The organism is Vibrio nitrifigilis, from assembly GCF_015686695.1.
GTDB classification, from domain to species: Bacteria; Pseudomonadota; Gammaproteobacteria; order Enterobacterales; family Vibrionaceae; genus Vibrio; species Vibrio nitrifigilis.
Window position 1 is genome coordinate 1,791,943 of sequence record NZ_JADPMR010000001.1, and the last position, 24,896, is coordinate 1,816,838.

A 24,896-nucleotide genomic window follows, 5' to 3' on the forward strand; every position below is an offset into this window, starting at 1 on the left:
TGATCTCGCTCTACTTTTTTTGCTTTTAAATTGAATCTATGAATAGTATGGGTTACGCTGTCACCATCAACGAATACGGGCTTGTAAACAATGAAATATCAGCAACTTGAGAACCTTGAATGCGGATGGAAATGGCAATACTTAATCAATAAATGGAAAGCGGGTGAAGCGATTACCAAATACATTGATACAAGTGAATCTGAATTAGCGATTACACAACTAAAAGCCATCGAACATGAACCCATCATGGTCTTAGAGTGGATTGATAAGCACATGGCTCCCGAGTTCGACAATAAACTCAAGCAAGCAATTCGTGCCAAGAGAAAACGTCACTTCAATGCAGAGCAAGTTCATACTCGTAAGAAGTCTATTGATCTAGATTATCGCGTGTGGGAAAAATTATCTGCACGAGCGAATGATCTCGGTTGTACATTATCTGACGCAATAGAATATTTGCTGAGTGAAGCTTCTCGTAGCGAAAAAGCAAGCCGTACCGTAACCAGTTTGAAGGAAGATTTAAGTAAATTACTCTCAGATTAGAGGTGTTCTATGTGGTACCTTATCATTGTTGCAGCCATTGTTATCGTTTGGTTAGTTGCAGATCGGCCAGTGTTGAAAGTCAAATTTAAAACCGACAAGATTTTTTCCATTAAAGGTCATTGTCCACCAACATTTAAACGACATCTTACCGACATTATTGAACATGAGAATTTCAGTGGTGTACTGAAAGTGTATCAGCTGCGCTCAGGAATGAAGTTAGTATTTTCAAACCAAGTACCGAAGAAGATTCAGCAACGTATTAGAAATGCGTTTCCTCATCAAGGATTCAAATCCAACAGCCAAAAAGCGAAATCGCATTAGTCTTCAGTGTTATTTTATGAAGTAATTAATATGAGTTACTTCATAAAACTCCATATTTTAACGCACTATAACTAAATCTATTGCAATAAATGTAATAGCAATATAACGAACTGTTAAATTAACCGCTCCACTAAACTAAGCATTCCAGCAAATCGCCAAGAGTCGTAACATTCATGTTACTTTTGATTGTGGAGCTCAAATCACATAACTATCATTGTTAATGGTAACTTCATCACCTTTAATTCTTTCAAATATGGCTAGCTTTAGAAGTGGTATCAGATAGCCAAGAAAGGTGAACCGTATGCCAAACTATTATCTAGATAAAACCCCTCAAGTGAATGGCGAATATTACGTGCATACTGAGGGATGTATTCAAATGCCTTTACCAAGCGATCGCACTTTTTTAGGTAATTTTAATAGTGTACAAGCCGCATTGGAAAAAGCAGGACGTATACATCACCGTTGTCGTGCATGCGATAATTGCTGCGTTCCTTGTGAAGTGAATTGATGTCGTAATGCTGTGACAAACAATTAGGGTTGTTAGATTTAATAAATATAATTTGCTGATAAGACAAAGCCCCAGAAATGGGGCTTTTATCGTTCATAAAATGGAGTTGGTTGAAGTTAGGGATTACCAGATACGAGCTCAGTAGCCTGTTCTGTCGCACTTTGCGTTCTTGATGCTAATGTTCTGACTTCATCTGCAACGACAGCAAAACCGCGGCCTTGTTCTCCAGCGCGAGCTGCTTCTATCGCTGCGTTTAGCGCGAGTAGGTTAGTTTGTTTAGCTATATCACTAATGATCGTGACAATTTCACCGATTTTAGTAAAGTTGTCTTGCATTTGTTGTTGTGTTTCTAGCTCTGTTTCTCTTGCTCGTTCTTGTTGTTTTTGCGCTTCAATATCGGTTAACGCACCAACTACACGCAGAGGATTGCCATACTGATCACGTTTGGTTTCTCCCTTTGCTCTAAACCAGCGAAATTCCCCTGATTTCATTTTCAAACGATATGAGACATCATAAGGGGTTCGCCCTGATTTGTCGGTTAAGTGATCGACAAACACTTTAAACGTTCTCTCAGCATCGTCTGGATGCAGTCTTGAAGCCCAACTATCAAGGACATTTGGAAATTCTTTTTCAGTTTCAAATCCGAGTAAACGTCTGAATTGATCAGACCACCAAAAAGGGTTGTTGGGATTCACAGGGTCACCAGCAATGACCTCCATATCCCACAAACCGTCAGACAACATTTCATTGGCTAGTTCAAAACGATCAATAAATTTATCGAGTTCACCTTGTTTTATCTTCTGTTCGTGGATATCAGCTAATGCACCTGCAACTCGCAGAGGTTCACCTTTCGAATCCCGTAACGTAGCTCCCCTGGCTTGAAACCAGCGATACTCACCATTTCGATGCTTTAATCTATATTGAACGTCATACCCAGTTTGTCCCGATTTATCATTTAGATGGGCCATAAAGGCATCAAAGGTCGGTTGCTTATCCTCTGGATGTAACCGATCAGACCAACTGCGAGCAACATTTGGAAAATCTCTTTCGTCATTAAAACCTAATAAATGACGAAACCCTTGTGACCACCAAAACGGGTAATCCTCATCAAAGTCTCTGCCGGGAATAAAAGTTAAGTCCCAGAGGCCATCTGCAGTCGCTTCACCCATTAAATGAAAACGCTGCTCTATTGATTGCAATTCATGTTCATTACTTTGCAATTGTTGAGTTAGCTCAGCGATGTCTGATTCAAGCGTCTGCTTATCATTCTCTAAAAGGTGCACCTGTTCGACTAGTGATTGAGTTAAACATAGCAAAGAATCGAATCTATTTTTGGCGTCTAAATTAGAATGTGCCTGTTTGGAGAGCATTAGAGTTAACGCTTGATCTAACAATTGGCTGTTCTTTTTGCTCAGCAGCATGTAGTCCCATCCCATAATGAAAATAATTATAAAAGCATTAGAATTATTATTAACATCAATAGTAGTAAATCTTTTTAGTTTTGCTGAAAGGAGATGAGAAAAAGCCACTACTGTTTATATATACAGTAGTAGCTTTGAGTGTAACACGATGATTTAATGCACGATATGAGCAGGGGTAAAACTCATTGTGATACTTTATTAGACTAATTAGTAATGGGATATCAAGATACTGTATAGTTATACAGTATCTTATATGTAACTGGAAAAGTTTAATTACTTAGCTGAGATATAGACATCCATTTTTTACTAGGCTGTGAACATGATCGGTAGACCAAGTTTTAAATGTGCCATTTTTACGCACCTTAATATTTGCTATGCCGCCATTAGATAGTTTAATTTGTCTTACTCTGAGAGCTCCAAGCTGGGTGGTTACCGTTGGTTCTTTACCCTTATTGTCAGAGGTAATCTTAATGTCACCTTGGGTTTGAATGGTTGTGATTGGAGTAATGCTTTCAGAAGTACCGTCGGTGTGCAAAACATAACTTTGACCGTCGGTGTAAGTGTAACGCTTACTGCCATCTTCAAGTTCGATTTTTTCTTCCAAGACTTTTTTCATGAGATATTTACCCTTATGAGTTTTCTGTCAAGGTCGCTTTTGGTGTACCAAATAGTTGATAAGCATCAAAAATGGCCAATATACAGTTAATTGTATATCGTGAGCTACTATACCACTTTAGAATCATCTCATCAGGTATGCTATTAGGCGATTTAGTCATAAAAATTAGGTGGATAAATTACTCAAGGGAGCAAAAATAGATTAAAAATCGTCTAGTGCGTCGAAAAAATGTGTATATAGAATGGGAATTCACTTCTTAATCGTAGACTCCATCGCATATGTAAATCCGCACTAGAGTAACGGTAAAGCAACTTTAGTAGGGTAGTTGGGAAGGCGCAGTAATTTGCTTTGTACTCCTTTTTTATCCATGCATAACCTTGACCCACGTAAGTGGGTCTTTTTTTTCATTTTGAATATCTATCAACTTTATTAAAGCCAATTGTCTATAAATAGCAGTTAAGTACACTGATGCACTTAGATTAGACATTTTCTATGAATAAAATATATTTAATTTTATCGTATTAGCCCAATAACTATCTAAAGTATCAATTGTAAAATAATGGCAAAGGCATACTTATCTCGCAGTTGAAATAGGACTATGATCAATACAGTTTCTTAGTTGGCAAAGGAGCCTAAAATGAGTTTTCGTGATCTCGAAAATTTTGAAAAAAAACTTCAAAAAGATATAGAGTCGGGTAAGGCGCAAACTAAAGAATACGCGAATAACGTTGATAAACTTTACGCCGAAGTTAGACAATGGGTTAAACCATTAGAAAAAAGTGGCAAATTGAAACTCAACCAAGTTGATGAAACACTATCAGAACTTGATGTTACTGATTACCACTTAAATGCGTTAGAGCTAATTGCTGGTAAAAAATTAGCTTTTTTAAATCCTAAAGGAGTCTCTGCTAAAGCATCAATAACCCATAAGGGTGTTGTTAATCTTGAAGGAGAAGGAGGCTCACCGTCATTCACTATTGCTTTAGCTCCAAATGGAACATGGAAAGTCGAATCAGAAAAAGGTCAGTTCGAAGAACTAAATGAACAACAATTTACTGCTTTGCTAAAGAAAGTTGTTCCAATAAAGTAAAATAACATCGATCTATCATCTTTTAGAAGCTTATAAAGCCCGCACTTCAATGTGATATCGAAGTGCGGGCTTGTCATTTTATAGAACGAATACTCACAGGTTGCCGTTTTCAATAAGTCATATCGGTTAAAAGCCACAGTTAATACCCAAATACCCATGCGATAAAGCCTCTCTTTTCCCTCATAGCACTACGTAAAACCAGAAGAAGTATTAATTAAGTCAGACCAAGAAAACCAAGATATGAATCTGCGGGATTCAACTCTCCAACGTAAATCATTGAATAATTAAACCAATGTGAAGGTAACGCAGCTGGGTAAAACTGAATAGCCCGAGATGAGGCTGTTCTTTCTGAATGGAAATGACTACGCATGTTGATGTTAAAGAAAAATTAACTTAACTATATGAAAATAATTCGAATTATTAACATGAAGATAGGGGATTTGGATGCATGAAGACCTTCGTAAAACGGGCATAAATGATAATTCCTATATATCGACAACCGATTGAAAGGTTTTACCTATATGTATTGAATGCAGTAAAAAATAGTTATTTGTTTATTTTAAATCCTTAATACAACAAATATTCCAAGCTTAAAAAATAATAACTTTTATATATAACTAACTGTTTTAGTTATAAAATATTATAAATAAAAAGCAAATATCTATTCTTCATTTGCACAGAATTAGATAGTTAAACCTTACTGATAAACTTTGAACCCAGTTCAAACAAGATGATGTAATCATCAAGCAATACAATATATGTGTTTATATGCATGGAAATCAGCATCGATTACGACTAAGTTTAAATTGTCCTTAAATGAAGCATGAAGATGACTTTACGCTACTTTAATTTTTGATAGTGCTTAACTCCAATTAGCCCGCGATAAGCGGGTTTCTTTTTTATTAGAACGCACAACATGTCTCGACATCTGAAGGCATTATTGGCCATCGGATTTTCAAAAGCACAGCTACAAAACCTTCAAGGTAGTGCCAACGTTGTGCCATTACTTCAAGTTATAAAAAAAGTCGACTTCACACAACAGCATCCTAGCGATTATGTTGAGCCTAAAGCCGGACATATCTCAAGAATGTATGGGGTCAGTGAAGACGACAACATCATTCGATTACAATATGCTTAGCTAAAATTAGAAATCTTCCCAGAGAACGTGAACGTTGAAACACGAAACATCCCAGCCAAAGACAATCGTCCAGCGCGAGTGATCTGCGAGCAAGTCGCGTATGTGCATCTCGGTGGCAAGTTCCCAGTAGAGATGAAGCTCCAGCTCGAACAAAACCAACCGGCATACACAGCAGGAACATACGGTGTGCATCCATCAAGCTTTAGCGTTAATCAGTTCGGTGGGCTTGAGTTAAAACGTTTTGGCTTAGTGATCGAATCCTTGGGTAAACTTGAACGGCAATCAGCGTAAAATACACAGTCAATAAGCCATTGAAAACCCGTGTTAAAACTTAATATCCAAGTACGCATTATGTAAACTTAAGGTAAATAGTGCGTCAAGTTGCAGTGAAATAAACTCTACCCCTTTGAGGGTAGAAGTTAGTGAAGTACAACGAGATGACCAAAAACTATGTTTTTCGTGAATTAAAATGTGGTTTAACCATCGAAGAAACAGCCGAAATATGTTTTAAAACTGTGAGAACCGTCAAAGAATGGGACGCAGGAAAACCAATACCAAAAGAGTGTAGGCGATTGATGAGAGTTATATCGAATAGAGAACTACACCACAGTGAGCAGTGGGAACAATTCGAAGTAAGGAACGGGAGACTAAAGTTACCAACAGGGCAATACGTTACACCGCAACAAATTTTAACAGGAATTGCACTATTGGAAATCCAATCAATAAACGAAATTGGCGTTAACACAAAACTGTTAAAGTACGCCAGAGCACTTGCCAAGTTAATGCCAAACCGATAAATCATGTCTCATTTTGAGACAAGGGTACACATGTATAAAAAGACAGGGTAAGCGGTTCGCCCTGTATTTATCCTTAAGACTTTCACCCCGTATTACTATACGGGGCGCGCTAAATTCAAAACCCTGCATCTCCAAAAACCGACCGACCGGAGCAAGAACCGGTACGAATTTAAACGCTGAACTACCTCAATGGTCTAGCAGGAGGAAGGGAAGTTTTTTCAACAAAGGCAAGGACGCAGGTTTTCGCACGTTTTATCCTGGCAATCAATTTAGTCCTGGGGGCGTGCTTGTACCGCTAAAGCGGTGAGTCGCTCCGCTCCGTGTCGCGCAAGCGCGAGATAGTCGGGAGGAGTTGTATGTCATTTTTGACATACAGAATTGACATACAAACAAACAGGGGGGGTTATTCCTTTCCTCGGTTCCTCCCCGGCGAAACGGGGCCCCTCCGAGGAAAGGACATAGACTAGAATTTTATTGGGGATGCTTCTGCAATTAAATCCGGCTGAGTCATTACAGCCTCTCTACAAACTACTATTCTTGATGAATCGTGAAAATACGCCTCATAAACACATGAGGCCAATTCTTTAAATTCATAACCCATCTTCTTTAAATCATAGTTATTAAGCGTAAACATTTTCTGAGCGCCAGAATATACATCAAGATAAACACGATTAAATGTATTATCGGCATCGACAACCGTATCGTTTCTTTTTCTGGATATATAGGAAACTTGTTTAGAATATCCAGCCACAAATAAATCATAATCAGCTAATGGGCCAAAATTCTTACGCCTTGGTTTGGGCGAACCGCTAGGAACCTGAGCCTTTGTATTTACAGTAACAGTTGACTGAACTTTATTTACATGGGCATGTTTGACTGTTTTATCTTCCCTTATTACAAGCTGATAGACCAACAAAACAATGGTCAAGCAGAACATGAAACCAGCACCAATGAAAGGCCATGTTTTCCAGAGTGGCTTAACATCAGCCGCAGCAGCCTCGACAACAGCACCGGAACTTTGAGTGTGACTCTGATAGAAGGGAAAATACTCTTTCTTATATCTACGCTGCTCGACGTTTAAGTCCTCGGACGTATCACCAAGGCGCACTTTCTTGGTGTAGGTCTTATCGCTACCAAAAGCGGTATTTTTAGCGCAGTAATACGTCATTTCAATCATTGCCTTAACGTCCTTATGAATCTTGCGTAGATTCTGCGTTAAGAGAACAATATCTATCCCGTAGTGACCATGAAGCGAGTAAAACTCTAATATCTTTGAGTCTAGCTGTCTGTTTGGTAGAACCATATGAGCCTCATCCACAACGAAAAGAGGCCCACGGTTTTGCTCATCACGCCAATCATCTTGGTAATCTTCAAAGCGCGAAAAAGGGCGCTGCATACTGCCGTATTCTGATAACTTGCCGTCTACCACCTTGATAAGGTCTCTAACATGAGGGCCGAATACCTTAACGAACTGGTCAACGTTAAGTGACACATTAGTCACGACCTTGCGACCATCTTGAATGGCAGGAATTATATGATAGACAACAGACTCGTATGATTTACCGCTACGAGGACGGCCAACAATACCATATATCATTATGAGCCCAACCTTGTGAACGGAATCAACTGTAGAACGAGACGAATACCAATGGCAGTCGCTATCAATACCAAGCAATTAGGCAGTCCAATATTGGACAGAACCCAAGCAGCGGTTGAAGGTATAGAATCAGTTAATTCAGACAAATCAAAGGGAGCAAATAACGTCATAATATAACTAATGACGACCTCGATTAAATCAAATATTTGGTCGAATACCCATGCAAATAAATCCTTAAGCGCATCTACCAGACTTAGAAATAACTTATAGAAGAACTCTAATAAGTCATTAAATAATTCTACTATCCAATCCCACATATTAACCCCCGAATATTATTTTGCGGCAAGCAAATAGAGTTGAAATGTACATGATGATTCGGACTAAATAGAATATCGTGTCCCAATCAATATAATCATTAAAATCAAACGTACCCAGTAGCCAGAATTCCATTGTTAGACTCGGTCTAGACGCATTAGACAAGTCGATTGAACCGAATATGTCACTAATGCCACTAGTGACCGTCTCAGCGATGGAATCAAATCGGTCATTAAAGACCCCGACAATTCCGTCAGGATAACTAGGCGTATAGAACGATTCACAAGTTTCCCCATCTAAGCAACCATCACTCAGGCCAGCGCCAGACGTGTCCAAATTCCCAAGGCCCGTGACCGCATCAGCAATTGTTCCAACATCATCACCAATTCCATCAACAGCCGAAGCGATACCATCAACCGATTCACCAACAGCATCAACAGAGTCTTTAACGTCAGACACTGAATCATTCACCAAATCAACGGAGTCTTTGACGTTAGTCACTGCATCAGTATTGGCTTGCATCTTCTCGTTAAAATCACTATTGAGCGCCTCAATAGCCGCTTGAGTTTGATTACCTTCTGAGACGACAGCCGAATCAATAGAATTAAGGGCCGATGTCACACTAGAATTCATGGTATCAACAGCAGACACGACTGCATCTAAATCGGCATCACTGGTTGAATCATCGGAAGAGTCGGAACCATCAGACGAGCCAGAATCGTCCGATGAATCAGAACCATCATCAGAGCCGGAATCGCCAGAATCTGAACCATCGTCAGAACCTGAATCACCTGAATCTGAATCATCGCCACTAGTAGAACGTGAACTAATACCGTCCTCATCGCATGATTCGCCAGTAGAGATAAGCGAAGATGAACAGGTTCCAAGAGTATCGGAGCAAACAGAGGAGTTATCTTTATAGGTACAACTGGACGCACAAACATACACATGAGTGCCGTAAGTACTGTAATCCCAACTATAGGAGCTTGTTTCTAATCCCGCCTCACAGGATTCCGTGTCATCGTCCCCGCCATCATCGGTTGACTCTTCACAAACACCATCATCATTCAAAGACTCACCGTCAGGACATGATTCTGTGGTATATGTACCAAACGCGATAAGTGCGTAAGAAGAGAAAGAACCACTACCATTTTCTGGACTTGTATACGAACCACTACCATAAACACGATTCCCACTATCATAAACCGTTTCTATCGTGTACGTGAAAACACCACGAGTAAACTCCATTCCTACGAAACAATTATATGAAGTGAAAACTTCCCCAACAGTATTTAGGCAAGTTAAGCCCTGCAAACTAACTTGTTCGACTTGGTAGTAAGTTGTCGAATATGAATAAAAGGGTGAGCCGAGAAAAAGGAATAGTAAAAGAAGTCGTTTCATACTGTCACCTAAACAAAAGGGAGCCGAAGCCCCCTTGATTAGTCGAAGTTCTGAGACGCTACAAAGCCAGCGAGTCCACCCAGTAGCGCAAAAACAATTAACTGAATATCGTGCAGGGCAATGAGCATATTCAGACCTTACGCTTTGTTGATAGCGCGCTTAGCAAGCGTAATTGCTTTCATTGCCAAAGCGATACCAACGATAGCCACGCCCGCAGTACCAATGTAACCAGCTACTGTAGAAAGGTCGATTGCGCCAAAAATGTCATCCATAGTCGTTACCTCAAATTGTACGTATTAATCGAATAGCTATCTTGATTGCATAGGTAGATAAGTAGCCAACTGCAAAGACAGCGAAGAAACCGAAGCTAAACGCAGAGCCAGCATCGGCGGCGGTAATCTGTGTGTATGACGACAATGTATTGTACTCATCGACTGTTATACCGATATAACCCGATGAATCACCGCAGTCCTCAAGGGAGGTGTCAGTTACTGCGAGAAATCCATCACTATTAGGTATCAAACAAACAGACATACCGATTCCTTATTTCTGGATTGGTTTAATATCGACAACCCAGTTTTTCTGAATGTTATTAGGGTCAACATCCAAAACTAAATCGCATTCCAAAGGGAACTGGTTTTCAAACGTTTGGAGCTTATGCAGCAAGCTCAGATTGTCCGTACTCATTGGAACGGTTTTTTGCATCAGGCCAACGCGAGTACAGCGACCTGATTGTGATTCTGTCCAACCGTCATTAGCACCGAGAATGTTAACGACAGCGAAGTTGTAAGGTCTGTTAGAGCCTTTTGATGTACCTTGACTGTGTTCGCAGCCAAGAATATGAGCACGAATAGTGTTAGCCATGAGCTAGTTCTCCAGTTTTTTGATGGTGGTATTCCCAGCCGACTGGAAAGTTTATTCGGTCGGGAATGTCGTTTAATTCAAACCCACGTGTCAGAACTTCCATCACGTGAGAGTCATCTTCATAGAGCAAGCGCATAGCGTTAACGAGCTTGCCATATTGAACGCGAGCATGTTTGATTGCATTTTCTAGGTTGGTTTTAAACGTCAGCTTAACCGTAGAAATACGAACTGGTTGCACCTCAGAAATGAGTGAGGCTAGGGCAGGATAAGCACCTGCAAAATAAGGGTCAGGATTGACGATAATATCCAAAGGAATCACGCGATAACGGTTGCCTATTTGAACCTCGAAACGATTCCAATTTGGGTATTCCGTAGAGTTAAGTTGAGCGCCTTTATGGTAGCCACGGAACAACTTTCCGTTATTACGGTCGCCAACATAAAATGTATGGCCCTTATCAGGAACAAAGCCACATTTGCGCTTATCGGTAGCACTAGCGCCAGTACCGCCAAGGAACTCACCCCAACAAGGCGGTTTACCTTGAGTGATGAACATGCCATCTTGATAACGTTCTTTGATTTCATCGATGGTTATGTTTCCTTCTAGGTCATCTAGGGCCAAGTCAACACGGGTTAACTTAGTGCCAGCCATTTGAGACAGTGCCTTGTGTAAACGTTCCATGCTGATAGCGGTGCAGCCTTTACCAGAGAACGACACATAGAAACCAAAGTTAGCCGCACCCCAAGCAACAATCCCAGCTTGGATACCGTTACAAAGAAGTTTTGCACTGTAGCGATAACCGGAATAACCACCGCGACGTTCTACCGTCCAAACGTTGCCGTCATAGGAAATTTCTTCCTGTAACAACTCTAAAAATGATTCGAGTTCACCATGACAAAGGACGTCCAACATATCGATGCCAATGTTTGAAATGAGCTGTTGGTAAGAGTCATGGAAAGATGTGTCCGATTCGATATACAAATCAGCATCACATAACGCGTTATTAAGAGCCGAAAAGTACAGGTCTTTATTGGCGTAGTCGTTTTCATCTACGCATCCGAGAACTTGAGCCAAGTTTTCACCGAAATAGGCGATTTTCTTGTTTTCTTCACGCATAGTAGCCATTGGGTGAGCCGACTTAGCGGAACCATCAGCAAAGGCATAACGTTGTTTGGCCATTTCTTTACAACGCTCAAGAATCAGAGGCGTGCCAGAGAATGATACATAGTCGATGATAGTGCGGCTCATAACCATTCCCCTTGGTTGTCAAACGCACCAGAGGCGCGCAAATCCGGTTCATTTTCTGGCGTAACTTCGATAAGGTCGCGTCCTGAATCACATGCGTATGAATACATTTCCATGCGAGTGCGGAAGTAATCTGGATAACCATCGATTGAGACGTAATAACCGTCATCATCAGCCCAGTAATACACAGGAGAGTTAGTACCGCACATAAAAGAAACCACCTTAACCAGCTTAGGGAGACCGCCAGAATCGGGTTAAGGCCGAAACCAGCGGTCAAAATCGCGAATTAACGCAATCATAGTTGAAGATTTTCGCAATTACTAGATGCGAAAAAACGCAACCAATGAGCTATTATCGGGAAAACGGAGGAATTGCCATGTACCAAAGTAAACTGTTAGATGCCTATAAACAGGCTCAAAACTACGTACAAGACAAGCAAATAGCACATGACTTAAACGTGAACCCGTCAAGAATCTGCGAAATGCGCAAAGGGAAACGTTATATATCTGATTCAGAAGCAGTTTTTCTAGCTGAAAACTCAGGAATTGACCCTGAGATAGCATTGTTAGGTTGTCACGCTGACCGCAATGAAAATCCGCACATCAAGCAGCTATGGGAAACCATCGCAAAAAAATTTAACGGGCATGGATTACATTTAAATTCAATGGCATACGTCAGTTTAGGAACGCTCGCCAGCATGCCTTTAATCGAGCACTTACAGTACGCATTATGTATATTATGTTAAATATAATATCTGGGCACGGTAACTAGTGCTTGGTATCGCCCCCTCTGGGTGTATCTATTGAACATAAGCTATTTACCATAAAGTATATAATATTCCTATTTATCATCTTCGATTAAAAATAGGAATATTATTAAAGCCAGTACGTTATGATTGTTTATCTGGCTTAATAAAGACCAAGCCCAGATTTTCTGGGCTTGGTCTATTGGCTAATTCCCAGGAATGAATTTAGATAACACACCCGATAAGTCTTTAGTTCGAATTGGCTTCATAACAAAGTCATTCATACCGGATTTCAAACAGTCATTTTTATCCTGGTCCATCGTGTGCGCTGTTAATGCAATGATTGGTACGTTGAGACCTTTCAGTCGAATCTGTTTTGTTGCCTCAATACCATCCATTATGGGCATCGACACATCCATAAAAACGAGATCAAACTGTTTATCATGATTAAGGAGTTTAATGGCATCTTGACCATTATCAGCAAGTGTTACAGTGTAACCCAGTCGATTTAAAATGAGCTTGATGACCATTTGATTGGTTTTAGTATCTTCAACTACAAGAATTTGTTTAGCATGATTTTTTTCTGAACTCTGCTCATCAATTAAGTCGAATCGATTAGACTCACGGCTGCTGACTTTTGATTTCAAAGGCAGCATGATTGTAAATGTACTTCCTTGATTGACTTTGCTTTCGACTGAAATCTTACCGTTCATCAACTCAACTAAATGTTTAGTAATGGTTAATCCTAAACCGGTACCACCATATGTACGCGTAATTGAGTTGTCTGCCTGAATGAATGGCGAAAACAACTGCTCAATTCGATCATCATCAATACCAATCCCAGTATCTTTTACCGTGATCATTAACGAGTCAGACACGGTTCTCAAATCAACAGTAACGTTACCTTTCTTAGTAAACTTAATCGCATTACCAACAACGTTAAATAAGATTTGCATTAAACGAGTAGAATCAAGCCAATATACATTTTCGTGACATAGCTGATGTGTCACTGTGAAATTAATCCCTTTTTCTTGGGCCAGTTGCTTGTGATAACTAAGTGAGTTACCCAATTTCTTCTCTAGATCTATCCAGTTACACTGTAACTTAAAGTGCCCCGATTCTATTCTACTCAAATCTAAAATATCATTGATGATGATAAGTAACAGCTCTGCAGAATTTTCCATCTGCTCAAGAAGATCACGTTGTTCCTTTGAAATGTCCTGTCTTAACACATCAATCAAACCCAAAACGGCATTTAATGGTGTACGAAGCTCATGACTCATCATTGCTAAAAATTGGGATTTGGATTTGTTGGCTTGTTCTGCCTGTTGCTGCGCGATTGAAAGTTCGCGAGTTTTAATATTTACTAGTTGTTGAAGTTCTTCTTTATATTCAATATCACTAATCGCGCGCTCTAATAAAGGACGAAACCGTAATAGTGTTGCTTTTGTTTCGAGACTAAACTGCCCTTTTCTCTTACCAATCAAGAGTAAAACGGAGTTGCTTGCTTCAGCGCTAATACCTGTCATTAAGACCGAATTGATCTGTTTCTTGAGACTAGAAGATAGATGGTGAAATTCATCCTGCTCATTAGGTTCAAACAAGACAATACCTTCACCGCTCAGCACTCGTTGAAACTTTGGCGTATTACGCCATTGTTTTCCTTGAAACGCTGGGTTGGAAGTGAGAAATGTATAGTACGAAGAGCAATGCTTACTCTTTGAAATAACAATAAAATCATCGAATTCTATATAGCGCCCAAGAACCCGCTTCAACTCTTCAAAGATTTGATATTTGTTGTCTGCGTTACTCAATGCGGAAAGCGCAGCGAGAATAACACGGTTTTCTTCTGCTAATTGATGCTCTCGTTCCTTACTCCGTTCTAATTCAAGTAAGGTTTCTTTTAATAGCTCTGCTTGGTCCGAATTCATAATCAATTACTGTTACTCTGATTCGTAAAAAATCACTGAAGAAATCATTAGATTCCCATGAGCATTTTCACCGCAAATGAAACGCCCTTGTTCACCGAAGGTAAACGGACAAATGAACGGTTGATTGTTCATTTGTGCAAGTAACTTTTCATATACTTGGTTGATTTTATTTCCTAACCTTAACATTGAGCCGCCACAGTGAATGATAATAGCGCCTAGCACCATTGATTCTCTGTAGTTCTTAGTATTTGCTTCTTTTACTACCCGAGATGCCCGAGAAATCAACTGTTCTAGTGAACCAGTCATTAAACTGATTTCTTCTCCAGTATGAACTTCTGCAAACAACTCCAATCCACCATTTACAATTAATTGTAACGGATGTGTGAGCTTATAATATGGCTGTTGATGTACCGTTCCCGCAATCCGACCAATGGGGAAACGAGCAATATGATCAAAGATATACTGTTCAGAAATATGTTCACCTGCGTGATCTCGAATCCAGCCTTTGTATACATATTTCGCAGGTTTTCCATCTATCTCATAGATGATTCGTCCAGAGGCTTTAGTAATCGTTCCTTTGTACTCTGTTGGTGAATAACCATCACTAAAACCACTAGTTAATGGCTTTGAAGGGAAAAATAGCTGCATTGCAAGACCGTTAGTTGTCGAGCCACTATCGCTAATTAATGACCATTGGTGTTCGATATGGTTGTCTGCTGAACTGCCACCAATGATAGGTACTTGAGTACCAAATTTCATATCAATCGCTTCTATAAAGCGTTCTTCATTTCCTGGAGTGGCATGTAAAACAATTAAACTCGGAACTTCACCGGCTCGGTCTGCATGTTTTAACGCTTGCTCGATAACATGAACGGCTGCTTGCGGATAGTTCTGACATGAAGAAAGATCGACTAACCCAGAACCATAAGCACAAGGTTCTTTATCATAAATCGCCATAATGCTTACAACTGGACCGTGATGAAAGCCTTTTTCGGTCATCACTCCTTTGCAAGAAGAACAACCAATAAAAGGAATTCCGGGAAAGGATTGCTTAATGTTAGCTGACAAGATTTCCGGTTTGTAATCTTGAGTATAGTAGCAGAGCATTGATGCTAGCCCAGTGGTATCAATAGCCGCTAGTAGTTCAGCGACTGCTGAAGCCTCATCTGGCGCGTGACTGACTGAGGTTAAAAAACGCATTGACGTATTCAGTGTTGGATTTATCAGCATTTATACCCCAATTTACAATCTAATTAAAACCGGAACTGTCTAGATGAAATATTGCTCGCAAAAATGGTCGATAACATTACAGTTTTATCGAAATCAACGTCTTATCGTTAATTTTTAATATTGGATTAGACCCTAACTTGTCGGTGTCAACATTTAAAATCCACTGTCCTTTATCTGATTTTTCAATCACACCTTGTTCTGTATTTAAAGACCAAGTTGCGGGAACCTTGTCCAGCTCATATGAACCCATTGAAATCTTAGTAATAGTAAATGCATTTCCTTGCAGGCTCACTGTGCATTGATTTACACCCATACAGTCCATGACTTGCTGATTGCTGTAGGTCCATGTTCGCCAAAAAAAAGCAACGATCAAAAGTGCCAGCACCGCCAGGATTTGTATTAATCGCTGTTTAGTGAGCTTCTCAGCTGCCATGATTCCTCTCTTTGTCACTCATTAAATATACCAATACTAGCGTTACCTAAACGTCCTGTTAAAAACAAATCAAAATGTGGTTCGGACTGATGAATAAATATAGTAACGTTTGGCTTTGGCGCTTATAATGCGCCACGTATTAATCGGAACATCAAACACCACATAGCCTTTTAATATTATCAGTAAATTCACATTGATAATATACTCCTTATGAATAGCATGGCTTAACTGTCAATAAAGTATTCAATTCGTTCATTACCATAACTAAAGTTGATTTAGATTCTTCTCCTATTAAGAAATTACACACATAGATTTTGATCACAAAAACTGAAGTTTATTTTCTCAAATGACACTAGATTACTCAAAAAGATGCCATTTTTAGATAATTAATGACCAAATCTATAGCTTTATAGCTATACGTTGTGATGAGTAGGTAATATTTCCCATTACCAGAGGGACTATTACGTGCTATATGCAGCTAATGTTATATTAATATTATGATTTTAAAGGGATTTATTTTAGCTATGCTTTGAGTTTTAGTAATGCTAAAATATTGATGTACATCAATTAGTGAAGGTTATTATGATTTCTGAAAAGCCTGCTGCGAAACGCATCCAATCTGGTGGCTGTGCCATTCACTGTCAAGATTGCAGTATCAGCCAACTTTGTATCCCGTTTACTTTGAATGAATCAGAGTTAGACCAGCTTGATCAAATCATTGAGCGCAAAAAGCCAATTCAGAAAGGCCAAGAGCTTTTCAAGGCGGGAGATGAGTTAAAATCTCTTTATGCTATCCGCTCTGGTACAATTAAAAGCTACACCATCACGGAACAAGGTGACGAACAAATCACTGCATTCCATCTTGCTGGTGATTTAGTAGGTTTTGATGCCATTACATCAGATAGCCATCCTAGCTTTGCTCAAGCACTAGAAACATCGATGGTTTGTGAAATTCCTTATGAGATATTAGACGATCTATCAGGTAAGATGCCTAAACTTCGTCAACAAATCATGCGTTTGATGAGTAATGAAATTAAAGGTGATCAAGAAATGATTCTCCTGCTTTCAAAGAAAAATGCAGAAGAACGTTTAGCGGCCTTTTTGTATAACTTATCAACTCGTTTCTCTCAACGTGGCTTTAGCCCTAGAGAGTTCCGTTTGACGATGACTCGTGGTGATATTGGTAACTACCTTGGTTTGACGGTAGAAACAATCAGTCGTCTACTGGGTCGGTTCCAAAAATCTGAAATCTTAAGTGTTAAAGGTAAGTATATTACTATTCTCGATCATGCTTCATTGATGGAGATGGCTGGTGTGACACAAGATTCATAGTTTAGTTTCAATGAAGTAGCTCTTTAATGAGCTACTTCATAATTCCCACAAATTCCTTTCCCTTTTCTAAAATAATTCGAAGTTCTGCGCTAAAGTAACCATAGAGTTCTCCTCCACTGATAAGGAGCCCGTTATGAGCATCTATAGCAAAATTTTAGTGGTTGCAGATATTAATCGAGATGACCAACCCGCACTTGCTCGCGCCACTCAATTGGCAGCCCAAAGCAAATCAAGAAGTCACATTTTGTTCTTCTTGTCTATTTACGATTTCTCTTACGATATGACATCCATGCTCTCTTCAGATGAAAGAGATGCTATGCGTCGTGGCGTCATTCAACAAAGAGAACAGTGGATGAGGAAAATTGCCGAGCCTTATCTCAATGATGATTTCGATTTGGATGTCAAAGTGGTTTGGCATAATCGTCCGTATGAAGCCATCATTCATGAAGTTTATGAAGGTCAACATGACATTCTGGTGAAAGGGACTCGCAAGCACGACATGCTTGAATCTGTGCTCTTTACACCAACTGATTGGCATTTATTACGTAAATGCCCCACTCCGGTACTGTTGGTAAAAAATGCGCAATGGCCACACGGTGCGTCAATTATCGCATCAGTGCATGTTGGTTCAGAAATGCCCGCCCACCAAGACCTGAATGACAAAATGGTTGAGCAGTTATTGTGTTTGAGTCAACGCCTTGATGCGATGCCATATTTAGTCAATGCGTATCCGATTACACCAACTAACATCACGGTTGAATTACCAGAGTTTGATCCCACAACGTATACAGAAGCCGTTCGTGGTCATCACCTAACTGCGATGAAAGCATTGAGACAAAAACATGGTCTTGCGCAAGAAAATACCATTGTTCAACAAGGTTTACCCGAAGACATTATTCCTCAGGCTGCCAAGGATCTTAACGCTGGCATGTGTATTATCGGCACTACAGGGCGCACTGGTTTATCAGCAGTCTTTATTGGTAACACCGCTGAACATGTTATCGATAAAATTGACTGCGATATTCTCGCCTTAAAACCACAAGGCTATATCAGCCCACTTGACCCCAATAATACCAAATAGGGTCACAACTTCCCCTTGAAGCAACTTGTTTCAAGGGATTGTTACTTTTCCCGGCGAAAAACTGGAATCTGTTCTATTTATGCGTATCATACGCACTTCATTTTGTTTTCAAAAATATTAAGACTGCAAGCTAATGACTGAGCAAACTCAAGAGCGCACTAAAGCTCAACAATACAATTTCAATAAACTGCAAAAACGTCTGCGTCGTAACACTGGCCAAGCTATCGCTGACTTCAACATGATCGAAGATGGTGATCGCATTATGGTATGTTTGTCTGGCGGAAAAGACAGCTTCACAATGTTAGATATCTTGATGAGTTTGCAAAAAAGTGCACCTGTTTCATTCGAACTAATTGCAGTAAACCTTGATCAAAAGCAACCAGGCTTCCCTGAACATATTTTACCTGAATACCTTGAATCATTGGGTGTGCAATACAAGATTGTGGAAGAAGACACATACTCCATCGTTCAGGACAAAGTACCTGAGGGCAAAACCACATGTTCTCTTTGCTCTCGCCTTCGTCGTGGAATTCTATATCGCACAGCAAAAGAACTTGGCGCGACTAAGATAGCGCTTGGCCATCATCGCGATGATATTCTTGAAACGCTATTTTTAAATATGTTTTATGGCGGTAAGATGAAAGGTATGCCACCAAAGCTTGTTTCTGATAATGGTGAGCACGTCGTCATTCGCCCATTGGCGTATTGTCGCGAGAAAGACATCATTAAATTCTCAGAGATGGCTGGCTACCCTATTATTCCGTGTAACCTATGTGGTTCGCAGCCAAACATGCAACGCCAAAATATTAAACAAATGCTTAATGGTTGGGATAAACAATTCCCTGGCCGTATTGAAACTATGTTCCGTGCCATGCAAAACGTGGTACCAAGTCACCTTGCTGACTTAGAACTTTTCGATTTTAAGTCAATCAACCGTGATTCAGGTGTCATCAATGGTGGCGATATTGGTTTTGATAAAGAAGAAATGCCTCAAAATCAAGTTGATGATGAAGACATGGTGACTGAGTTTGATCCTGGTTTACAACTTGATGTAACCAACCTATAAATTTGAATCTTCTCTTTGTTCGATACAAATAAAGCTGCCAGTGGCAGCTTTATTTTTGCGTAATCATTTTAGTTAAAATATCCACTGGAATACTCTTATTCAAGCCAATATTCCTGATTGTGATCGATCATCGCTTGAATGTCCTGAACGTATTCTTCTCCACGCTCTGAATATTTATTGAGCCCTTTAACCAATTGAATAGCTGCAAAAGTGGTCGTTACACTTTCACCTTTGGTACGTAACTGAGCTCGAATCTGTCGAAGTGCCTTATAAGCGCGATTGCGGTTTACATTCATAAAGTAACGGTGGATAGATTCGGATACCGAAGAAAATTTGGCTACTTCATGCGTCATACCATCCGCTCTATCGCGTGGAACCAAGCCACATCCTTTACTATAACACCACTGGCCAAAGTAGTTATTTGCCTGACGCGCAAATCGCGAGGTGCCCCAAGCTGATTCGTTAGCGGCTTGCGTCAGTACTAATGCTTCAGGTAAGACATCAACACGTAGCAACATTTGCTTTAACCAATCCTTGGTTAACGCGTTCTTCGCTAACTTCACATTGTACAATTCACCCAATAACTTCGCGTTCACAAGATCGCGTGGAGTTACGGAATCGGTTTGATATTTTTCTTTTAAAGCTAGGAGAAAGCCTCTTTCTTTGCTCACGCGAGTATTCTCAGCAGTCACACCTTTACGCATGTACTTAAAAAAGGCTTTCTTGCGAGCGGTAATATTCTTGATCTTTGAGAACTCAGGAGGCCGCGGCAACTGTTCGTATTGCTGCGGCGCGATACCCAACCGTTCATTATCTGTATTGACATAGTAGTAGCTGCAACTTGCCATCACGAGCACAGCAGCAATCACTAAAAATCTAAGCATTAAACACCTGACTTTGGTTATCGTCACCACTGTCATCATTGTTATTGTGGTTTGTCGCGACAATTTTTAGGCGAATACCAAACATATTACGATAGATAATCCCTTTCACATGAAAGAAAAACGGCAATACCAGTAATAGTCCTATTCCATAAAACATTAATGCTGCAACAAATAACCCCATGATAACTAGATAGATAATCGCTAATGGTAACAGTTTTCTATTGACTGCCCTCAACGATAACATAAGTGCATTCAGTGGTCTCATGCGTTTTTCACAAATTAACAACACCGCATTACTAAACGCTAAGGACAAATACAACGCAATGGGTGGCAATAATAAATTCGCTACCCCTTGTAATAGTAGACTAACAAGGGTTGCAATGATAACTGAGATAGTAAACTGTAAGCCGCTCGTCATTTGACGCGTTTTTGTTTTCAAACCAGCTGAATGGCTCATGGCCATTAAACAAACACCGGCAAAAAACGGTGCAGTAACAACCTCATAGCTGAAATTAGCGACATACAAAGCGCGAACAAATCCATCAGGCAATGTACCGTTTTTAGCAAAGTTTTCAAACACGGTAGTTGCGTCAGTCACCTGCATATTCAGAGCAATAAAGAAAATGACAACTTGCAGTATCGCTAAAATAATAATAGCGGGAGTAAAAGAAAAGAAGTGTTTGATGGTGTGATCCCATGCTTCTTTAAATACCTTTGTGACACTTAATTCATATTTTCCAGAAAGTGCAGTCTCGATACTGCCTCCCAAATTAAAATCTTTTTCTATCTCGTTACTCATAAATCGCTCTAGTGGCTATGTATTTTGTCTGAGAGACATAGTGCATACACTATTACCCTGGCATCTTGAGATCATTTGGGTATAAAAAGGCTCAAAAATTGTCTCAGACTCTTAAAAAGTAGTCAGCTATTATACTTAAATGCAACTCAGTCCCAAATTGTAATCCAAATTTCTTTTTTGTTTTTAGCGACAATGGTGAATTCTTCAACAGAATCTGCTGGTATAAAACAATGAAATTGTTAAGGTATGTTACTAAGTTATTTTTCATTACCTTTGCGTAGCAATAGTTTTTGTGTTTAGGTAACAAAAAAGCTATCCATTCGTGCGCATGATGATTATGATTCGCGCCTCAATATAGTGTAAAACAACCGGTCAATATGTAGTCAAAACTGCAGACCAAGGTGGGAGAAAAACAGAAGTTGAACAAACAACATTCCGTTGAGCAACCAGTTGTCAGATTAACTGGTGTGAGCAAAAGTTTTGATGGTAAAGAAATCATTTCAAACCTTCATTTAGACGTAAACCATGGCGAATTCTTAACCATTCTCGGTCCTTCTGGCTGTGGTAAAACCACGGTACTTCGCATGATTGCGGGGTTCGAAAACGTCGATTCCGGTCAAGTCATTCTCGATTCGCATGATGTGACACATACCCCTGCAGAGCAGCGTTATGTGAACACCGTATTCCAAAGTTACGCACTGTTTCCCCATATGACAGTGTTTGACAACGTTGCATTTGGCTTAAGAATGCAAAAAGTGCCCGCCGCAGATATTCAACCTCGGGTTCTAGAAGCATTAAAAATGGTCCGTTTGGAAGAAATGGCGCAACGTAAACCTAGTCAACTTTCTGGTGGTCAACAGCAACGCGTCGCCATTGCGCGTGCTGTAGTAAATAAACCGAAAGTATTGCTGCTAGATGAATCACTATCCGCACTGGATTATAAATTACGTAAACAAATGCAAGGTGAACTTAAGCGTTTGCAACGTCGCTTGGGTATCACCTTTATCTTCGTAACACACGATCAAGAAGAAGCGCTTTCAATGTCTGATCGTATTATTGTGATGCGCGATGGCGTCGTCGAACAAGATGGCTCCCCGCGTGAAATTTATGAAGAACCTAAAAACCTATTTGTCGCCCGCTTCATTGGGGAAATTAACGTGTTCCCTGCTGTTGCTAAATCACGCATCGATGACAAGCGTATTCTAGTGGACATTAATGGTGTTGAGAGCACCGTTTACCACAAAGAAACGATTGCGCAGGCTCAAAAGCTACAAGTGTTACTTCGCCCGGAAGATTTACGCCTAGAAGAAATATCTGATACAGAAAATGAAGGCATCATCGGCTACGTTCGTGACCGCACATACAAAGGCATGACTTTGGAATCTTTAATAGAGTTGGATTCAGGTGACACGGTTATGGTTAGTGAATTCTTTAATGAAGATGACCCAGATGTAGACCATAAAATCGGCCAGAAAGTGGCGATCACTTGGGTTGAAAGTTGGGAGGTCGTACTCGATGACCAGTCGCAAATTTAACTTACAAAAAACGATTGTCTTTGTCGTTGTTGGCTGGTTGGCGCTGTTTGTTTTAGTTCCCAACTTGATGATCATTGCGACGAGCTTTCTTACCCGTAGTGAATCTCACCTGCTAAGTTTCACGCTAACGTTTGATAATTATATTAAGCTGTTAGACCCTGTTTACGCTCAGGTGGTTGCACACTCATTCTACATGGCAATCGTTGCGACCTTAATATGTTTAATCATCGGCTACCCGTTTGCCTATATCATTGCAAAAATGCCGGAACGCCGTCGCCCGATTATGCTGTTTCTTGTGATTGTTCCTTTTTGGACCAATTCATTAATCCGTACTTACGGTATGAAAATTGTTATAGGGACTCAAGGCGTTCTCAATAAATTTTTGCTCTTTGTGGGAATCATTGATCACCCTATCCGGCTCATGTACTCAGAAACAGCGGTCATGATCGGCTTGGTGTATATCCTGATCCCTTTCATGATTTTGCCGCTCTATTCTGCGTTAGAGAAACTCGATATAACTTACATTGAAGCAGCACGCGATTTGGGAGCAAACAAGCTACAGACCTTATTAAAAGTGGTCCTGCCGTTAACGATGCCAGGGATTATCGGCGGCTGTTTATTAGTCTTACTACCCGCTTTGGGGATGTTTTATATCTCTGATCTACTGGGTGGGGCTAAAAACCCGTTGATTGGTAACATCATTAAAAGCCAAGTATTAAATTCTCAAGATTGGCCATTTGGTGCCGCAACCAGTATTGCCCTAACGATAGCGATGGCAATCATGCTGTATGCGTATTATCGCGCCAGTAAGCTGCTCAACAAACAAGTGGAGTTAGACTAATGGGAAAAACAATCCGCTTCAGTTTTATGGGATTGGTATATCTCTTTTTGTACCTCCCTATTGCCGCGCTCATCGTTAATTCATTTAACGCGAACCGATTTGGTTTTCGTTGGGATGGCTTTTCGACCAAGTGGTATCACTCATTGATGAATAACGACAGTTTGATACAAGCTGCCGGACATTCTCTTACGATTGCGGTGATTTCTTCGACAGCCGCGACCTTGATTGGTAGTTTGACTGCCGTTGCACTATACCGATACCAATTTAAAGGTAAACGCATGGTCGGTGGACTGCTTTTCGTGGTTATGATGTCTCCTGATATTGTGATGGCCATTTCACTATTGGCGCTATTTTTGGTGCTGGGTTTCCAACTTGGGTTTATTACCTTGCTGTTTGCCCACATTACATTCTGTCTACCATTCGTCGTCATTACGGTATTTAGTCGCCTAAAAGGCTTTGATGTAAAAATGCTCGAAGCTGCAAAAGATTTAGGTGCTAATGAATGGGTTATTCTTAGAAGCATCATTTTGCCCCTAGCGAAACCGGCAGTGGCTGCGGGTTGGTTACTAAGTTTTACCCTTTCACTTGACGATGTCATTATTAGCTCGTTTGTCACTGGCCCAACCTACGAAATTCTGCCACTTAAGATCTATTCAATGGTTCGAGTAGGCCTAAACCCGGATGTAAATGCGTTGGCAACGGTGATGTTGATTGTTTCGCTGGCACTTGTTGCCATTTCGCAATTCATCGCGCGCGAAAAAAAATGAGATTGTACCGTTAAATAGTGAGTGAGTAAGCATTCATTGTAATGCGTCCTCGTTTGATGAAAACAGAATACCTTTCGGTATTCTGTTTTTTTATTGAGACTGGCTAACTTGTTGGTTCATCGATATAATTTTCAAATGAGATAACAGTTCAAACCTATTAATAAAATAACAATCAATTGCTGTCTATTGCATATTTTGTTGGTATACTAGCGGCCTTATTGCATATGCAGTCATATCAAAAATAAGTGAATGTTGAGATCATTACCTGTGATACACGCTTGAGTCCTACGTAGTGTGGTAGTAAACAGCCATTTATCAAATGCCTGAATACCAACATTCATGAACTCTCCGCACCTATCTAGTTTTTGATCAATACATAGATTCCCTTATCGTATTTGGTA

At 40.1% G+C, this 24,896-nt stretch carries 27 protein-coding genes and 3 pseudogenes; 14 read left to right on the plus strand and 16 right to left on the minus strand.

Translation table 11 applies throughout. The annotated features are described in order from the left end of the window. The first annotated feature begins 90 nt into the window (after positions 1-90). From matP to I1A42_RS07875, 3 genes are all read left to right on the plus strand, one after another. Entirely contained in the window at positions 91-540 is a 450-nt protein-coding gene (gene matP, locus I1A42_RS07865) for a macrodomain Ter protein MatP (protein ID WP_161154556.1), read from the plus strand. Between the two features lie 9 nt (positions 541-549). Beyond that, the gene (locus I1A42_RS07870) at positions 550-861 is read left to right on the plus strand and encodes a DUF3634 family protein (protein WP_161154555.1); all 312 of its coding nucleotides are present in this window, start codon (positions 550-552) and stop codon (positions 859-861) included. Between the two features lie 301 nt (positions 862-1,162). After that, entirely contained in the window at positions 1,163-1,369 is a 207-nt protein-coding gene (locus tag I1A42_RS07875; RefSeq protein ID WP_161154554.1) for a hypothetical protein, read from the plus strand. Positions 1,370-1,497: 128 nt separating this feature from the next. Here the strand turns inward: I1A42_RS07875 and I1A42_RS25305 are convergent. The 3 genes and pseudogenes from I1A42_RS25305 to I1A42_RS07885 form a co-directional block, all read right to left on the minus strand. Further along, positions 1,498-2,112 (minus strand): annotated as a pseudogene (locus tag I1A42_RS25305) (methyl-accepting chemotaxis protein); the annotation flags it as partial. A gap of 51 nt (positions 2,113-2,163) precedes the next feature. Further along, a pseudogene (locus I1A42_RS25310) lies at positions 2,164-2,805 on the minus strand (PAS domain-containing protein); the annotation flags it as partial. Positions 2,806-3,067: 262 nt separating this feature from the next. Beyond that, positions 3,068-3,406 carry a hypothetical protein gene (locus tag I1A42_RS07885; protein WP_161154553.1) on the minus strand — a complete coding sequence of 113 codons (339 nt, stop codon included), beginning with the start codon at positions 3,404-3,406 and terminating at the stop codon, positions 3,068-3,070. Between the two features lie 637 nt (positions 3,407-4,043). On the opposite strand from I1A42_RS07885, the gene I1A42_RS07890 reads away from it, so the two are divergent. From I1A42_RS07890 to I1A42_RS07905, 4 genes and pseudogenes are all read left to right on the plus strand, one after another. Further along, on the plus strand, positions 4,044-4,496 hold the full coding sequence (locus tag I1A42_RS07890; protein ID WP_196123139.1) for a hypothetical protein: 453 nt from the start codon (positions 4,044-4,046) through the stop codon (positions 4,494-4,496). 898 nt (positions 4,497-5,394) lie between these two features. Further along, positions 5,395-5,634 (plus strand): annotated as a pseudogene (locus tag I1A42_RS07895) (phage/plasmid replication protein, II/X family); the annotation flags it as partial. Between the two features lie 12 nt (positions 5,635-5,646). Continuing rightward, complete coding sequence (locus I1A42_RS07900; RefSeq protein ID WP_196123798.1) at positions 5,647-5,925, plus strand: single-stranded DNA-binding protein; 279 nt, start codon at positions 5,647-5,649, stop codon at positions 5,923-5,925. A 131-nt stretch (positions 5,926-6,056) separates the two neighbouring features. Beyond that, positions 6,057-6,431: a phage protein gene (locus tag I1A42_RS07905; RefSeq protein ID WP_196123141.1), complete on the plus strand. Its 375-nt coding sequence runs from the start codon at positions 6,057-6,059 to the stop codon at positions 6,429-6,431. A 463-nt stretch (positions 6,432-6,894) separates the two neighbouring features. Here I1A42_RS07905 and I1A42_RS07910 read toward each other — a convergent pair whose 3' ends face one another. The 8 genes from I1A42_RS07910 to I1A42_RS07940 all read right to left on the minus strand — a co-directional run bounded on the left by I1A42_RS07910 (position 6,895) and on the right by I1A42_RS07940 (position 12,060). Further along, the gene (locus I1A42_RS07910) at positions 6,895-8,028 is read right to left on the minus strand and encodes a zonular occludens toxin domain-containing protein (RefSeq protein ID WP_196123142.1); all 1,134 of its coding nucleotides are present in this window, start codon (positions 8,026-8,028) and stop codon (positions 6,895-6,897) included. Continuing rightward, positions 8,028-8,345 (minus strand): VSK receptor, encoded by a 318-nt coding sequence (locus tag I1A42_RS07915; RefSeq protein WP_196123143.1) that lies wholly within the window; start codon positions 8,343-8,345, stop codon positions 8,028-8,030. Before I1A42_RS07915 ends, I1A42_RS07910 begins: the two co-directional genes overlap by 1 nt. Position 8,346: 1 nt before the next feature. Then, positions 8,347-9,744, minus strand: coding sequence for a hypothetical protein (locus tag I1A42_RS07920; RefSeq protein ID WP_196123144.1), 1,398 nt, complete (start codon positions 9,742-9,744; stop codon positions 8,347-8,349). A 137-nt stretch (positions 9,745-9,881) separates the two neighbouring features. Continuing rightward, entirely contained in the window at positions 9,882-10,016 is a 135-nt protein-coding gene (locus I1A42_RS25020; RefSeq protein ID WP_268982045.1) for a hypothetical protein, read from the minus strand. Between the two features lie 10 nt (positions 10,017-10,026). Then, on the minus strand, positions 10,027-10,278 hold the full coding sequence (locus I1A42_RS07925) for a single-stranded DNA-binding protein (protein ID WP_196123145.1): 252 nt from the start codon (positions 10,276-10,278) through the stop codon (positions 10,027-10,029). Positions 10,279-10,287: 9 nt separating this feature from the next. Continuing rightward, positions 10,288-10,608 (minus strand): hypothetical protein, encoded by a 321-nt coding sequence (locus I1A42_RS07930; RefSeq protein ID WP_196123146.1) that lies wholly within the window; start codon positions 10,606-10,608, stop codon positions 10,288-10,290. Next, on the minus strand, positions 10,601-11,854 hold the full coding sequence (locus tag I1A42_RS07935) for a replication initiation factor domain-containing protein (protein WP_196123147.1): 1,254 nt from the start codon (positions 11,852-11,854) through the stop codon (positions 10,601-10,603). Before I1A42_RS07935 ends, I1A42_RS07930 begins: the two co-directional genes overlap by 8 nt. Continuing rightward, positions 11,851-12,060 (minus strand): hypothetical protein, encoded by a 210-nt coding sequence (locus tag I1A42_RS07940; RefSeq protein ID WP_196123148.1) that lies wholly within the window; start codon positions 12,058-12,060, stop codon positions 11,851-11,853. The genes I1A42_RS07935 and I1A42_RS07940 overlap by 4 nt, the downstream gene beginning before the upstream one ends. A gap of 167 nt (positions 12,061-12,227) precedes the next feature. On the opposite strand from I1A42_RS07940, the gene I1A42_RS07945 reads away from it, so the two are divergent. Further along, entirely contained in the window at positions 12,228-12,596 is a 369-nt protein-coding gene (locus I1A42_RS07945) for a DUF3693 domain-containing protein (protein ID WP_196123149.1), read from the plus strand. 206 nt (positions 12,597-12,802) lie between these two features. Here the strand turns inward: I1A42_RS07945 and I1A42_RS07950 are convergent, their stop codons facing one another. The 3 genes from I1A42_RS07950 to I1A42_RS07960 all read right to left on the minus strand — a co-directional run bounded on the left by I1A42_RS07950 (position 12,803) and on the right by I1A42_RS07960 (position 16,190). Beyond that, positions 12,803-14,527, minus strand: coding sequence for an ATP-binding protein (locus tag I1A42_RS07950; RefSeq protein WP_196123150.1), 1,725 nt, complete (start codon positions 14,525-14,527; stop codon positions 12,803-12,805). Between the two features lie 12 nt (positions 14,528-14,539). Further along, complete coding sequence (locus I1A42_RS07955) at positions 14,540-15,658, minus strand: FIST signal transduction protein (protein WP_329604827.1); 1,119 nt, start codon at positions 15,656-15,658, stop codon at positions 14,540-14,542. 175 nt (positions 15,659-15,833) lie between these two features. Next, on the minus strand, positions 15,834-16,190 hold the full coding sequence (locus tag I1A42_RS07960; protein WP_161154535.1) for a hypothetical protein: 357 nt from the start codon (positions 16,188-16,190) through the stop codon (positions 15,834-15,836). Positions 16,191-16,772: 582 nt separating this feature from the next. On the opposite strand from I1A42_RS07960, the gene I1A42_RS07965 reads away from it, so the two are divergent. The 3 genes from I1A42_RS07965 to ttcA all read left to right on the plus strand — a co-directional run bounded on the left by I1A42_RS07965 (position 16,773) and on the right by ttcA (position 19,669). Further along, a complete protein-coding gene (locus I1A42_RS07965) occupies positions 16,773-17,522 on the plus strand; it encodes an FNR family transcription factor (protein WP_161154534.1) in 750 nt (249 codons plus the stop codon). A 133-nt stretch (positions 17,523-17,655) separates the two neighbouring features. Beyond that, a complete protein-coding gene (gene uspE, locus I1A42_RS07970; protein WP_196123151.1) occupies positions 17,656-18,603 on the plus strand; it encodes a universal stress protein UspE in 948 nt (315 codons plus the stop codon). A 133-nt stretch (positions 18,604-18,736) separates the two neighbouring features. Continuing rightward, entirely contained in the window at positions 18,737-19,669 is a 933-nt protein-coding gene (ttcA, locus tag I1A42_RS07975; RefSeq protein WP_161154532.1) for a tRNA 2-thiocytidine(32) synthetase TtcA, read from the plus strand. 95 nt (positions 19,670-19,764) lie between these two features. On the opposite strand, the gene I1A42_RS07980 is transcribed toward ttcA, so the two are convergent. Continuing rightward, a complete protein-coding gene (locus I1A42_RS07980) occupies positions 19,765-20,553 on the minus strand; it encodes a glucosaminidase domain-containing protein (protein ID WP_196123152.1) in 789 nt (262 codons plus the stop codon). Beyond that, a complete protein-coding gene (locus tag I1A42_RS07985; protein WP_196123153.1) occupies positions 20,546-21,352 on the minus strand; it encodes a DUF2189 domain-containing protein in 807 nt (268 codons plus the stop codon). The genes I1A42_RS07980 and I1A42_RS07985 overlap by 8 nt, the downstream gene beginning before the upstream one ends. A 401-nt stretch (positions 21,353-21,753) precedes the next feature. Here I1A42_RS07985 and potA point away from each other — a divergent pair, with 401 nt between their 5' ends. Genes potA through potC form a run of 3 tightly spaced genes read left to right on the plus strand, consistent with a single transcriptional unit; the run spans position 21,754 to position 24,495 of the window. Continuing rightward, positions 21,754-22,887: a spermidine/putrescine ABC transporter ATP-binding protein PotA gene (gene potA / locus I1A42_RS07990; RefSeq protein WP_196123154.1), complete on the plus strand. Its 1,134-nt coding sequence runs from the start codon at positions 21,754-21,756 to the stop codon at positions 22,885-22,887. Then, the gene (gene potB / locus I1A42_RS07995) at positions 22,868-23,728 is read left to right on the plus strand and encodes a spermidine/putrescine ABC transporter permease PotB (protein WP_196123155.1); all 861 of its coding nucleotides are present in this window, start codon (positions 22,868-22,870) and stop codon (positions 23,726-23,728) included. The genes potA and potB overlap by 20 nt, the downstream gene beginning before the upstream one ends. Then, entirely contained in the window at positions 23,728-24,495 is a 768-nt protein-coding gene (gene potC / locus I1A42_RS08000; protein ID WP_196123156.1) for a spermidine/putrescine ABC transporter permease PotC, read from the plus strand. The genes potB and potC overlap by 1 nt, the downstream gene beginning before the upstream one ends. Positions 24,496-24,896: the final 401 nt, after the last annotated feature.